Genomic DNA, 13,509 nt, shown 5'->3' on the forward strand with positions numbered 1-13,509 from the left:
TAAATCCAATGAAAAAAATCTTTTTCCTGTTATTGGCCCTGCCTTTTGTCGGCAAAGCACAAACCCGCTGGCAGAATGTAGACCACCTGTTCCAGCCATTGCCGGCATCGGTGCATGTTTATTATACAGCAGATACGCTGCCCGATGGTAAACCAAACATAGCCTACTATGTTACCGCAAAACTGGATGACCCGAAACTTGCATTTACGACACAGGTAGGTGAGGGTAAAAGATATACGCCAACACAGTATTATGAAAAAGAAGAGCAGCCGCTGCTGGTCATGAACTGCACTTTTTTTGAATTTGTGCATCACAGTAACCTGAATGTGGTTGTTAAAGACGGCCAGATGAAAGCATTCCAGGTACATTCATTGGCCGGAAAAGGAAAAGATACACTTACTTACCGCCATACTTTTGGCAGTGCGATCGGTATCAGCAAAACGCGAAAAGCCGATGTGGCCTGGCTTTACACCGATTCTGCCAGTGCCTATGCTTATGCAAGCCAGCAGGTGATCCCTTTTTTCAGAGATTCTGTGGCATATCATAAACCTGCAGACATGCTTGCTCATGGCAAATTCAGTAAATGGGATGTGGAAACCGCAGTAGGTGGTGGTCCCGTACTGATCCAGGATGGAAACATCAGCATTGCCAACAACGAAGAGCTGAAATTCAATGGTAAAGCCATTAATGATAAACATCCGCGTACCGCAATGGGTTATACCAAAGACGGTTTGCTGGTTCTTATGGTAGTGGAAGGCCGCAACCCCGGTAAAGCAGAAGGTGTTACACTGGTACAGGAAGCACAGTTGCTCAAAGAGATCGGCTGCGTGGAAGCACTGAACCTCGATGGCGGTGGCAGCAGCTGTTTGCTGATCAATGGCAAACCGACTATTAAAGTAAGCGATAAGGAAGGTCAGCGACCAGTGCCGGCGGTATTTGTAGTGAAAAATAAGGGCAAATAATACCCGGCTGGTATCCTTTTCCACGGGCATAGTTATTGAAGTAGCCCCTGAAAAGAGATGCCATGAAAAAAATAATAAACAGCCTTTTCTTCAAGGCCACGCTGTTCTGCTCAATGTTTGTTGCTTTCCATACCGTGCTCCTCGCACAGGGCGCCACGGTAGAAGTGAACGGACAGGATGTTGGTTCCTGGTTTGGCAGGAACTGGATGTGGATCGCCGGAGTGATCGTATTGCTCCTGATCATTATACTTGCAGGTGGCAGCAGCAGGCGCAATTCACGCACTACGGTTGTAACTGACAGAAACGGCGAAGTAAGACGAACAACAACTACCACCAGCGAAGTGGAATAATCAATTACAGCCGGATCTATGTATCCGGCTGTTGTTTTTGGGTTAAGCAGTTTGTGTAATTGCAATAGGGTTGCATTTGGTATACCCTTATATTCGCGCCATGAAAAATGCTTTGACCTGCCTGTTGTGTTTACTTGCGGCTGTTACGAATGCCCAGACCTTTCAGGGTACGGTTTATACGAATGAAGGAAAACCACTCGAAGAAGCGACCGTATTGAACCTGCGTAACGGGATTCATACACATACCAATGAACTGGGTGTTTTTCGTCTGAAAGATGTGAATACCGGCGATTCTCTGCGTATCACCCACATATCTTATTCTCCTTACACTATAGCTATAGCCGGCAAAAATGACATTGAGATCCGCCTGCATCCGGCAGAATTTAAGCTGGATGAAGTAGCTATCCGTTCTTCACTGCGTCATCTGAATATTATTGCCGATATCGATCTTGTTACCAATCCTGTTAATACATCGCAGGAATTGTTGCGGAAAGTGCCGGGTTTGTTCATTGGTCAGCACGCCGGTGGCGGAAAAGCCGAACAGATTTTCCTGCGTGGGTTCGACGTGGATCACGGAACAGATGTGAACATCAGTGTAGATGGTATGCCGGTAAATATGGTGAGTCATGCGCATGGCCAGGGCTATGCAGATCTGCATTTTTTAATCCCGGAGACCATTGAAAAAATAGATTTCGATAAAGGTCCTTACCATGCATCCCGCGGCGATTTTGCAACGGCGGGTTATGTGGCGTTCAGAACAGCTGAAGATATTGATAAAAGCAGTGTGTCACTTGGTATTGGCAAATTCAATACGTTACGCACATTGGGAATGTTCCGCCTGGCAGGCGATGAAAAAGAGGCTGCCTGGCTGGCTACTGAATATATGTCTACAAACGGTTATTTCGAATCGCCACAGCATTTCAACAGGCTGAACCTGATGGGGAAATACACGGCTTTCCTTCCGCGTAAGAATAAGTTGTCGCTTTCTTTCTCTCATCTGGATAGCCGCTGGGATGCCAGCGGGCAAATACCGCAACGTGCTGTTGATAACGGATCTATTACCAGATTCGGTGCGATCGATAATACGGAAGGCGGAAATACGCGGCGCACAAATCTTAACCTTCAGTTCTTCCGTTATATCGATGCCGGAACGTTTGTGAAAAACACTGCTTACTTTACCCGTTATGATTTTGAACTCTATTCCAACTTTACATTTTTCCTGAACGATCCAGTGAACGGGGATCAGATCCGTCAGAAAGAAAAACGTACACTTGCCGGTTTTGAATCCGAATTCAATAAAAACCTGATGGCGGGGAATATTCCCGTAGCATTACAGGTGGCAGCCGGTTTACGCAATGATGCCGTTCGCGATCTTGAACTTTCGCATACATTGAACCGTAAAACGACACTGCAGGAAATTCAGCTGGGTGATGCAGACCAGGTTAATCTTTACGGTTACGTAAACACTGACTGGCGCCTGGGCAAATGGCTGATCAATCCTGCCATTCGCATCGATCATTTCCGTTTTGGTTATACGGATAAACTGGCCGCTGCATACCAGTCGCAGCAACAGGAAAAAACAACGATCAGTCCCAAACTCAATTTCATCTATACGCCCAACAGGAATCTGCAATATTTCCTGAAGCTGGGCAAAGGATTTCACAGCAACGATACCAGAGTAGTTGTTGCACAGTCGGGCAAAGAAATATTACCCGCCGCTTATGGCGCCGATCTTGGTGTGGTATGGAAACCCTGGCCCAAACTGGTGATGAATGCTGCATTATGGTACCTGCACCTGCAGCAGGAATTTGTATATGTGGGTGATGAAGGTGTAGTAGAACCAGGAGGTAAAACCAGGCGTATGGGTGTGGACCTCGGCCTGCGTTACCAGGTTGGCAGTAATCTCTTTTTCGATGGAGACCTGACCTATACACATGCACGTGCAACGGATGAGCCCAAAGGCAGCGACCACATTCCGCTGGCACCCGTTGTTACCGTAACAGGAGGTATCAGTTACCGTCATCATTCAGGATTCAACGGTAGTGTCCGTACAAGGTACCTGGGGCACAGGCCTGCCAATGAAGATAATACCATCGTGGCCAAAGGATACCATGTTACAGACCTGAGTCTGGCTTATCAGTGGAATAACTGGACCATTGGTGTGATCACGGAAAATATCTTCAACACAGCCTGGAATGAAACCCAGTTTGCAACTGAAACGCGCCTCAGCACAGAGCCCGCACCGGTAACGGAAATACATTTTACCCCGGGTACCCCATTCAATATCCGCGGTGTGCTCACTTACCGGTTTTAAAAGTGTAACGGGTAAGTTATATTCGTGTACAGTTATGTACGGGGCATTAAAAACACATATAACGAGGCTGGCAGATCCGGGTGCCGATGCAATCGCATTGCTGGATCCCATCCTTGAATACAGGCAGCTGAAGAAAAAAGAAGTATTGCTGAAGGAAGGCGATACCTGTCGTTATTACTGGTTTGTACTGGATGGCTGTCTTCGCTCTTATTTCGTGAATGATAAAGGTGCCGAACAGACCTTGCAGTTTGCCATCGAACAATGGTGGTTATCCGATTTTATGAGTCTGCAAACGAAAAACCCGGCTTCTTTTTCGGTACAGGCAGTAGAGAAAACAACCGTTGCCATGATCGAACGTTCGGCCTATGAATCCCTGCTGGTAAAAGCGCCGGCATTCGAGCGTTATTTCAGGATCGTGTTCCAGAAAGCATACGCCGCATCGCAACTGCGTGTAAAATACCTGTATACCTTATCCGGTGAGGAACGTTATCATCATTTCAATAAAAATTTCCCCGGATTCGTGCAGCGCGTACCACAATACATGCTGGCTTCTTACCTCGGCTTTACACCTGAATTCCTGAGCAGGATCAGGGCAAGGCAACTCTGATTTCTTGAACTACATTAAGTTTTTTTCGACGGCGATGCTTCAGCTTTGTTGTATAAAACAATGAATCATGACAAAGAGAATCAACATCAATCAGTCAGAGCCTGCAGCATATAAAGCCATGCTTGGCCTGGAACAGTACATCGCAGGTACAGAACTGGAGGCAGCGCACAAGGAACTGATCAAGATCAGGGCATCGCAACTCAATGGCTGCGCTTTCTGTCTGAATATGCATACAAAAGACGCACGTAAACTGGGCATGAGCGAAGAGAAGATTTACCTGCTGAATGCCTGGAAAGAAACCTCGTTTTATACACCTGCGGAAAAAGCCCTGCTGGCATTAACGGAAGAAGTAACGCTTATCGCAGCGGGCGGCTTGTCGGATGCCACTTATGCAGAAGCGGTTGCCCGGTTCGGCGAGCAATATACAGGCCAGGCTATCATGGCCATTGTTGCCATCAATGGCTGGAACAGGATCGCCATCAGTACGAGGCTGGAACCGGCGTTATAAATGCATCATAAAAACAGGAATGCCGGTTCGCCGGCATTTTTATTGCCCTGAATAAGGGCAAAGCCTATTTTTGCTGCCTGTTCAGGTCAGTTACGATATTGTATCTTGTATGTTTCGGGTGTTATATCCTGTTCACGCGTCAGCCGGATTATTTCGACGGTGAGAAAACGCCTGCTGTTATTCATTACACCTACGACAGTGCCGCACAAAAAATAATTCCCAAAGCTGTTTACAGCGAAGCAGGAAAGGTCCATGCCATTGATGCCCGTTATGTATTCCGGAACTGGAAAGAAGGCGAGCGGCTTGAAGTGATTCACGATACCGCACATCCTGAACGGGCTGCGGTATATGCTTTCTGGGGTTACGGCATTACCTGGGGTGAACTGATCGCTTCGGTTGTGCTGTTGCTGGCTTTATTCCAGGTAGCTGTAGCGGTAACGAAGAGCCCTTCTCCAGAATCGCTTGCCGAGCAGCTGGCTTACAAGGATGAAAAGAAGCCGAAATATATGGAATGCGATCCGGTAGAAAATGATCAGTTGTAAAAAGCATGTTATAACCATTACATAAGAATCGCAGGCCCGTAAAATGCGTAGCTTTACAGTGCGGAAAACGAATGGTAATAAACCGGCAGCGATGAAAAATTTACAATTAAGTATTCTTGATCAGTCGATCGTACGTCACGGAGAAACAGCAAGAGATGCAGTGCAGGAAACGATCAGTACGGTAAAACTTGCAGAAGAACTCGGGTATACCCGCTTCTGGATCTCAGAACATCATAACTCTACATTTATAGCGGGCTCCACGCCGGAAGTGCTGATGGTTAAGCTGGCAGACGCAACCAGTCATATCCGGATCGGCTCGGGCGGTATTATGCTTCCTAACCACAGCGCACTGAAAGTGGCGGAAAATTTCCGGATGCTGGAAACCCTTTTTCCGGGCAGGATAGACCTCGGCATGGGGCGTGCGCCAGGCACGGATCGTATTACATCCACATTTCTCAACCCCTCCAATACATTCAGTGAACAGAGCTACCTGCTTCAACTGGAGCACCTGCAGCGTTTTTTTGACGATAGTGCAGCAACCAGTCACGGTCCCTTGCTCGCAGTGCCGCAGGCATCAGGCGTACCGCAGCAATGGATCCTGAGCTCGAGCGGAGGTAGCAGCAGTATTGCAGCAAGATTCGGACTGGGGCTTGCTGTAGCTAAATTCATCAACGGCGATGTGACGCCGGAGATAGTGGAAAAATACCGCCGTGAGTTCATGCCTTCAGAATATTTCCCGCAACCGCAAGTGTTATTAGCCATCAGTGTTTACTGCGGCGAAACGGAAGCAATCGCGGCAGAAATGCGGCATTATGCAGATTATGTGCTCCTGCAGTTCGAAAGAGGAAAATTCGATCAGTTCGGCGATTATAAAACGATTTCCGGGTACCGTTTCTCCGATGAAGAAAAGGAACGGATCCGCTACAACAGCGGCAGGATGATCTCCGGTACGCCCGCATCGGTAAAAGAACAATTGCTGGCACTTGCGGAGCGTTTCGGAGTGGATGAGATCATTGTTTCCTGTATGAGCGGCCGCGCAGACCTGCGCCGGCGTTCTTTTGAATTACTAGCCGACGTTTTTGGCCTGCCTGCCCGCCATACCACCGAACATGCTTCCCTGTAGTTATTCACAGACCCTGTGCATATCCCTGGTCAGGACGATCGGCCGGAAATGAAATTTTACTGTCATTATGTAATGTTTTTTAATTATGTGTGGGGCAGGGCATGGCTTACAGCATTTTCTACGATTTTGGCACGCAACAGTTGCTTTTTTCTGCCGGAAAATTTTACATACGCTGAAACATTTGCTCTGTTTGCATCTCGGTTTGTTTTCAACAATCGGTGAATAATTCAGACTGGTTATGTTAACATTCAATTAGTAATCTTGTAATGTATTTATGGTTGTGGTATTATGGGTCTGGGTAATACCGTATTAAAAGGGAATCCGGTGATAAATCCGGAACTATCCCCGTAGCTGTGAATCCCCCTAAAATTACCCCTGAAATCGGTATCGCCACTGTTGCGAACAACGTAACGGGAAGGCTTCAGCGGGTTGGGACAGTCAGAAGACCTGCCATAAATATTGAGTGATAGGCTTTCGGGTGAAAGGCATAAACTGGTATCTCTGAGATCTTCTCTGCGATCGGTCGTCCCCACACCTGCCGGTATCCATGTTATTAAAAACCGTATGTTGTTATGATGCAGGAAGATGAAATATTACTGAAAGAGAATAAGGATAGGTTTGTTATCCTGCCGATTAATTATCCCAAGATCTGGGAGCAATATAAAAAGCATGAAGCAAGCTTCTGGACTGCCGAAGAGATTGATCTGGGCAGTGACATGAAGGACTGGAATGCGATGAATGATGGCGAACGTCATTTCATCTCGCATGTACTTGCTTTTTTTGCGGCCAGTGACGGTATTGTGAATGAGAACCTGGCGGTTAATTTCATGAGTGAAGTGCAGTTACCGGAAGCCCGTTGTTTTTACGGTTTCCAGATCATGATGGAGAATATCCATTCTGAGACCTACGCGCTGCTGATCGATACTTACATTAAAGATCCTGTACAGAAAGATAAACTGTTCCACGCCATCGATACCGTTCCAGCGGTAAAGAAAAAAGCGGAATGGGCGCTGCGCTGGATCGAGAACGGAACTTTTGCCGAGCGTCTTGTAGCTTTCGCTGCGGTGGAAGGGGTGTTCTTCAGCGGTAGTTTCTGTTCCATCTTCTGGTTGAAAAAGCGCGGCCTGATGCCGGGTCTTACATTCAGTAATGAACTGATCAGCCGGGATGAAGGCCTGCATTGCGAGTTCGCGTGCCTGCTCTACAGCATGCTCAGGAACAAGCTTACGCAGGAACAGGTGCACCAGATCATGGGTGATGCAGTAGCCATCGAAAAAGAATTCATCACGGAAGCATTGCCTGTAGCATTGATCGGGATGAATGCAGAGCTGATGAAACAGTATATCGAATTTGTGGCAGACAGATGGCTTGCGGAATTAGGTTATGCCAAAATATACAGCGCAACCAATCCGTTCGATTTCATGGAAATGATCTCGCTCGAAGGTAAAACCAATTTCTTCGAGAAGCGGGTGGGAGATTACCAGAAAGCCGGTGTGCTTTCGAGTAAAGAATCACAGGCGTTTTCAACAGACGAAGATTTTTAACAAAAAACGGGAAGCCGGAAGTGAACCGTGGCTTACAAGTTGCGGCCCTGAAAGTTTCATGCTCATACAAACATCATTAACTATATATAAATTGTTTACATCATGCAGGTAGTAAAAAGAAACGGAAAAAAGGAGAGCGTAAAGTTCGATAAGATCACTGCGCGTATAGAAAAACTGTGTTATGGCCTTGATCGCAGATTTGTGCACGCAGTAGACGTAGCCAAAAAAGTGATCGGTGGATTGTATGATGGTGTAAGCACAACGGAGCTGGATAACCTGGCTGCAGAAACGGCAGCGTCTTTAACTGTAAAGCATCCCGATTATGCTTTGCTGGCAAGCCGCATCGCTGTGAGCAACCTGCATAAAAATACTACGAAGAGCTTTTCACAAACCATGCAGCTGCTGCATGCCTGTGTGGACAGCAAAACCGGCAAGCACCTGCCACTGATCGCCGATGATGTATGGCAGATCATCCAGGATAATGCCGAACTTCTTGATTCTACCATTATATACGACCGTGATTATGGATTCGATTATTTCGGATTCAAAACACTGGAGAAATCATACCTGCTGAAACTCGACGGCAAAGTAGCCGAACGCCCGCAGCAGATGTATATGCGCGTTTCGATCGGTATCCATAAACACGATATCGAAAGCGCGATCAAAACCTATCACCTGATGAGTGAACGCTGGTTCACGCATGCAACGCCAACACTGTTCAACGCGGGTACACCAAAACCACAGATGAGCAGCTGTTTCCTGCTGACCATGAAAGACGACAGCATTGAAGGTATTTACGATACCCTGAAACAAACTGCACGCATTTCGCAAAGCGCAGGTGGTATCGGCCTTGCTATACATGGCATCCGCGCAACCGGCAGTTATATCGGCGGCACTAACGGAACCAGTAACGGGATCATTCCTATGCTGCGTGTATTCAATGATACAGCACGTTATGTAGATCAGGGCGGCGGTAAGAGAAAAGGTGCATTTGCTATCTATCTCGAACCATGGCATGCAGATGTATTTGAATTCCTCGACCTGCGTAAAAACCACGGTAAGGAAGAAATGCGCGCAAGGGATCTGTTCTATGCACTCTGGATCTGCGACCTCTTCATGGAGCGCGTGGAAGCAGATGCCGAATGGAGCCTGTTTTGTCCTAATGAAGCTCCGGGACTGCACGAGTGCTGGGGTAAGGAGTTTGAAGAACTTTACACCCGCTACGAATCTGAAGGCCGTGCAAGAAAAGTGGTTAAAGCCCAGGAACTCTGGTTCGCTATACTCGAAGCGCAGATCGAAACAGGAACACCATACCTGTTGTACAAAGATGCAGCCAACAGGAAAAGCAACCAGCAGAATCTCGGAACCATTAAAAGTTCAAACCTTTGCACAGAGATCATGGAGTTCACTTCTCCGGATGAGGTTGCCGTATGTAACCTCGCATCACTGGCATTACCTAAATATGTGATCGACGGAAAATTTGATCACGACAAACTGTATGAAGTGACTTATCAGGCAACCAAAAACCTGAACAGGATCATCGATTACAACTACTACCCGGTAGAAGAAGCAGAGCGTTCTAACCTGCGTCACCGCCCGATCGGCCTGGGTGTACAGGGACTTGCGGATGTATTCATCCAGCTGCGCCTGCCATTTGAAAGTGAAGAAGCGAGACAACTGAATAAAGAGATCTTTGAAACGATCTATTTCGCAGCCATGACCGCAAGTAAGGATCTGGCTATCACAGACGGCCCTTATGAAACCTATGAAGGTTCTCCGGTTTCAAAAAGCATCTTCCAGTTCGATATGTGGGATGTTGAACCAACACTCCGCTGGGACTGGTATACACTGAAAGCAGAAGTAAAGAAATACGGCGTGCGCAACTCGCTGCTGGTAGCGCCGATGCCAACAGCATCTACTTCGCAGATCCTCGGTAACAACGAATGTTTTGAGCCATATACATCCAATATTTATGTAAGGCGTGTACTGAGCGGAGAATTTGTGGTGGTGAACAAGCACCTGCTGCACGACCTGGTTGCGTTGAATCTGTGGAACGATGATATGAAGAACGAGATCATCCGCAACAATGGTTCCATCCAGAAAATAGATGGCATCCCCAACGACCTGAAAGAGATCTACAAAACCGTATGGGAGATCAAACAAAGGGCAGTGATCGATATGGCAGCCGACAGGGGTGCATATATCTGCCAGTCACAATCGCTCAACCTGTTCGTAGATGCACCAACTACAGCGAAACTGACATCCATGCACTTCTACGCATGGAGAAAAGGACTGAAAACAGGTATGTATTACCTGCGTACCAAAGCAGCATCACAGGCGGTACAGTTCACAGTAGAAAAACAGGGTGGCAAATCAGTAGAACCATTGATCGATACACATCACCTGAGTGTTGTGGATGGCGGAACAGATGCTGTTGAAGATAAACTGCTGAATGGCGGCACCTGCAGCATGGAAGACGGCTGTGTAACCTGCAGCGCATAGTAATCTAACGAACCCGTTCGTTCTGAAATAATACGGCGCGGATAACTGTAACGGTTATCCGCGCTTTTTTATTAAATGCTCTTGTATGCTGCGTATCTTTACTGTCAGATAATTCCTAGTTCATGTATCATTCTCTTGAAGCCTGTCTGCTCGACCTGGAAAAGAACGGTCACCTGGTACGGATCCGCGAAGAAGTGGATCCATATCTTGAAATGGCCGCCATTCATTTGCGTGTGCATGAAGCCGGCGGGCCGGCACTGCTGTTTGAACGGGTTAAAGGCTCGCGTTTCAGGGCCGCATCGAATATCTTCGGTACGCTCGAGAGGAGCCGTTTTATTTTCAGGGATACGCTTGCAGGCGTGCAGCAGCTGATCGAGCTGAAATCAGATCCTCTGCAGGCGCTGAAAAAACCATTGAAACATTTTGGTGCGGCGATGGCGGCAGCCAAGGCTTTTCCGCTTAAAAATCCGATAAGCAAACCCGTGTTGTACCAGGAGATCTGTATTGCGGATATTCCGCAGATCCATCACTGGAAACAGGATGGTGGTGCTTTTGTAACACTGCCGCAGGTATATACGGAAGACGCAGACCAGCCCGGTATCATGAAAGCCAACCTGGGTATGTACAGGATACAGCTTTCGGGGAATGAATACCAGATGAATAAGGAAATAGGCCTGCACTACCAGCTGCACAGAGGGATCGGTGTACACCAGACCAAAGCAAACAGGAAGGGGATTCCCCTGAAAGTAAGTTGTTTTGTGGGTGGCCCGCCCGCGCATACAGTTGCGGCAGTAATGCCATTGCCGGAAGGGATCAGTGAAATGACATTTGCCGGTGTACTGGGTGGACGGAGATTCAGGTATACCTATAAAGATGGCTTCGGTATCAGTACGGATGCTGATTTTGTAATAACAGGAGAAGTGTATGCGGGCGAGATTAAGCCCGAAGGCCCTTTCGGAGATCATCTTGGTTATTACAGCCTGATGCATGATTTCCCGCTGATGCGTGTACACAAAGTCTATGCACGCAAAAATGCCATATGGCCATTTACCGTTGTTGGCAGACCGCCACAGGAAGATACCAGCTTCGGTCAGCTGATACATGAAATAACCGGTGATGCCATTCCGCAGGAAATACCCGGTGTTAAGGAAGTACACGCAGTGGACGCGGCCGGTGTACACCCGTTATTACTTGCAATCGGAAGTGAACGCTATACGCCGTATATGCCTGCCAGACAGCCGGCAGAACTCCTGACGATCGCCAATCATATTTTAGGAACCGGACAGTTAAGCCTTGCCAAATTTCTCTTTATTACTGCAGATGATTCAGGCAGCCTTTCCACACATCATGCCGGTACATTCATGCAATACCTGCTGGAAAGGATCGATCTTACGCGCGATGTTCATTTCTACACCAATACTACTATCGATACACTGGATTATTCCGGTACAGGACTGAACACGGGAAGTAAAGTGGTGTTTGCCGCCTATGGCGATGTAAAACGTACGCTTGCTAAAGAAGTGCCTGCTGTTATGAACTTGTTGCATGGATTCGGTAAGGTTCAAATGGCCATGCCGGGTGTGGCATGTATTGAAACAAAAGCATTCTCTTCCTATCCTGATGCCGCCGCCGAAATGCTGGCGCTGGATGAAATGCTGCGCGATCATACCGATGCACTCAATGAACTTCCTTTCATTGTAGTATGCGATGATGCTGCATTTACTGCTGCATCACTCAATAATTACCTCTGGGTTACTTATACACGTTGTAATCCTTCACATGATATTTATGGGATCAGCGCTTTTACCGAATATAAGCACTGGGGCTGCAAAGGCCCGCTGGTACTCGATGCCCGTATCAAACCGCATCATGCACCGGTACTGGAAAAAGATCCCGCTGTTGAAAAAGCCATTGATCGCTTATTCGGTAAAGGTGGTAGTCTGCATGGGGTGATCTGATTTAATCATGCCACCATGGGCGGGTTACTGCAGAATCCAGGCTGAATGATTCGCCGATCATGGGAGTGACCAGTTTCAGCTTCTTTTCCGCTGCCGATTTTGTAACACGGTCTGCCGGTTCATTCCAGCTATGGTTAGAAAGCCGGAATTTAGCCCAGTGTACCGGCAGCAATAGGGCAGCATGCAGGTCGAGCGCAGCCTGTACCGTTTCTTCGGGTAACATATGGATCGCCGGCCAGTCGTAACCATATTGTCCGCATTCAAGTATGGCAAGATCAAAAGACCCGAAATGTTCCCCGATTTTTTTGAACTGCGCATCATAGCCCGAATCGCCGCCTAAGAATAAACGGAAGCCGGGCAATTGCAATACGAATGAAGCCCATAATGTTTTTGCTCTTGCAAGACCGCGACCCGAAAAATGCCGTGCAGGTGTTGCGGTAAGCTTTATGTCATTATTAATAGAAGCCTGTTCCCACCAGTCCAGTTCTGTAATCATCTCCGGTTTAAATCCCCAGTATTCAAGATGCGAACCTACACCCAGTGGTGTTATAACCTGTTTTACTTTTGACTTAAGTGCTTTTACAGTCTGCATGTCGAGATGGTCGTAATGATCATGTGTGATCAGCAATACATCGATCTCCGGAAATTGGGCAGGATCAAAAATGCCCGTTCCGTTGAAAGCTTTACCAAAAATGGGGAAGGGAGATGCGAAACCGCTGAATACAGGATCTGCCAATAGGGTGAAACCCAGGTGCCGGATTATATAAGACGAATGACCGAACCAGGTAATTACAGGATTTTCAGGCGTCTGGCTGCCAAAAGAGAAAGGCTGTGCGGGAACCGGGGCTGCCGGAACAGAAGATGCCGGCCTGTTATTGAAATCCTTCAGTATTTTGAAAAAAGAAGTTCCTTCACGCATAACGGCAGTCGGCTCGATATTCTGAAACCTCCCATCGCGGTAATTGGGCGATTGTTCTATCCGCTGTTGTCTCTGACCGGAGGGCTTATGCCCGAATGCCTGTAATCCCATCAATTTTCGTTTTAATGAAAGACGTATGGAGTGTATGGATATTGTATAGCGCCTTCAATTTACAGACCA

General features: G+C 47.4%; 11 protein-coding genes and 1 riboswitch. Of the genes, 10 read left to right on the top strand and 1 reads right to left on the bottom strand.

The features are described 5' to 3' along the window. Positions 1–8 precede the first annotated feature (8 nt). From B5D42_RS05155 to B5D42_RS05200, 10 genes are all read left to right on the top strand, one after another. Positions 9–962, top strand: a complete 954-nt coding sequence (locus B5D42_RS05155; protein WP_078830374.1) for a phosphodiester glycosidase family protein — start codon at positions 9–11, stop codon at positions 960–962. 62 nt (positions 963–1,024) lie between these two features. Beyond that, positions 1,025–1,312, top strand: a complete 288-nt coding sequence (locus tag B5D42_RS05160) for a hypothetical protein (RefSeq protein ID WP_078830375.1) — start codon at positions 1,025–1,027, stop codon at positions 1,310–1,312. A 100-nt stretch (positions 1,313–1,412) separates the two neighbouring features. Beyond that, entirely contained in the window at positions 1,413–3,626 is a 2,214-nt protein-coding gene (locus tag B5D42_RS05165; RefSeq protein WP_078830376.1) for a TonB-dependent receptor, read from the top strand. Between the two features lie 34 nt (positions 3,627–3,660). Next, positions 3,661–4,233 carry a Crp/Fnr family transcriptional regulator gene (locus B5D42_RS05170; protein WP_078830377.1) on the top strand — a complete coding sequence of 191 codons (573 nt, stop codon included), beginning with the start codon at positions 3,661–3,663 and terminating at the stop codon, positions 4,231–4,233. A gap of 67 nt (positions 4,234–4,300) precedes the next feature. Next, on the top strand, positions 4,301–4,741 hold the full coding sequence (locus B5D42_RS05175) for a carboxymuconolactone decarboxylase family protein (RefSeq protein WP_078830378.1): 441 nt from the start codon (positions 4,301–4,303) through the stop codon (positions 4,739–4,741). Positions 4,742–4,839: 98 nt separating this feature from the next. Next, complete coding sequence (locus B5D42_RS05180) at positions 4,840–5,283, top strand: DUF3592 domain-containing protein (protein ID WP_078830379.1); 444 nt, start codon at positions 4,840–4,842, stop codon at positions 5,281–5,283. Between the two features lie 91 nt (positions 5,284–5,374). Further along, positions 5,375–6,406, top strand: a complete 1,032-nt coding sequence (locus B5D42_RS05185) for an LLM class flavin-dependent oxidoreductase (protein WP_078830504.1) — start codon at positions 5,375–5,377, stop codon at positions 6,404–6,406. A gap of 258 nt (positions 6,407–6,664) precedes the next feature. Then, positions 6,665–6,875: riboswitch (cobalamin riboswitch) on the top strand. 103 nt (positions 6,876–6,978) lie between these two features. Next, complete coding sequence (locus B5D42_RS05190; RefSeq protein ID WP_176112908.1) at positions 6,979–7,950, top strand: ribonucleoside-diphosphate reductase small subunit; 972 nt, start codon at positions 6,979–6,981, stop codon at positions 7,948–7,950. 102 nt (positions 7,951–8,052) lie between these two features. After that, positions 8,053–10,452, top strand: a complete 2,400-nt coding sequence (locus tag B5D42_RS05195; RefSeq protein ID WP_078830380.1) for a ribonucleoside-diphosphate reductase subunit alpha — start codon at positions 8,053–8,055, stop codon at positions 10,450–10,452. Positions 10,453–10,574: 122 nt separating this feature from the next. Next, on the top strand, positions 10,575–12,410 hold the full coding sequence (locus B5D42_RS05200; RefSeq protein WP_078830381.1) for a UbiD family decarboxylase: 1,836 nt from the start codon (positions 10,575–10,577) through the stop codon (positions 12,408–12,410). 1 nt (position 12,411) lies between these two features. Here the strand turns inward: B5D42_RS05200 and B5D42_RS05205 are convergent, their stop codons facing one another. After that, entirely contained in the window at positions 12,412–13,440 is a 1,029-nt protein-coding gene (locus tag B5D42_RS05205; protein ID WP_078830382.1) for an MBL fold metallo-hydrolase, read from the bottom strand. Positions 13,441–13,509 lie beyond the last annotated feature (69 nt).

Origin of the sequence: Sediminibacterium ginsengisoli (genome assembly GCF_900167075.1) — a bacterium.
In the GTDB taxonomy this organism is placed as follows: Bacteria; Bacteroidota; Bacteroidia; order Chitinophagales; family Chitinophagaceae; genus Sediminibacterium; species Sediminibacterium ginsengisoli.

What these genes read in the sequence shown, in the direction of transcription:
- B5D42_RS05190 (WP_176112908.1), top strand. Translation starts at nt 6,979, where the DNA reads ATGATGCAGGAAGATGAAATATTACTGAAAGAGAATAAGGATAGGTTT.
- B5D42_RS05170 (WP_078830377.1), top strand. Translation starts at nt 3,661, where the DNA reads ATGTACGGGGCATTAAAAACACATATAACGAGGCTGGCAGATCCGGGT.
- B5D42_RS05175 (WP_078830378.1), top strand. Translation starts at nt 4,301, where the DNA reads ATGACAAAGAGAATCAACATCAATCAGTCAGAGCCTGCAGCATATAAA.
- B5D42_RS05195 (WP_078830380.1), top strand. Translation starts at nt 8,053, where the DNA reads ATGCAGGTAGTAAAAAGAAACGGAAAAAAGGAGAGCGTAAAGTTCGAT.
- B5D42_RS05185 (WP_078830504.1), top strand. Translation starts at nt 5,375, where the DNA reads ATGAAAAATTTACAATTAAGTATTCTTGATCAGTCGATCGTACGTCAC.
- B5D42_RS05160 (WP_078830375.1), top strand. Translation starts at nt 1,025, where the DNA reads ATGAAAAAAATAATAAACAGCCTTTTCTTCAAGGCCACGCTGTTCTGC.
- B5D42_RS05205 (WP_078830382.1), bottom strand. Translation starts at nt 13,440, where the DNA reads ATGGGATTACAGGCATTCGGGCATAAGCCCTCCGGTCAGAGACAACAG.
- B5D42_RS05200 (WP_078830381.1), top strand. Translation starts at nt 10,575, where the DNA reads ATGTATCATTCTCTTGAAGCCTGTCTGCTCGACCTGGAAAAGAACGGT.
- B5D42_RS05155 (WP_078830374.1), top strand. Translation starts at nt 9, where the DNA reads ATGAAAAAAATCTTTTTCCTGTTATTGGCCCTGCCTTTTGTCGGCAAA.
- B5D42_RS05165 (WP_078830376.1), top strand. Translation starts at nt 1,413, where the DNA reads ATGAAAAATGCTTTGACCTGCCTGTTGTGTTTACTTGCGGCTGTTACG.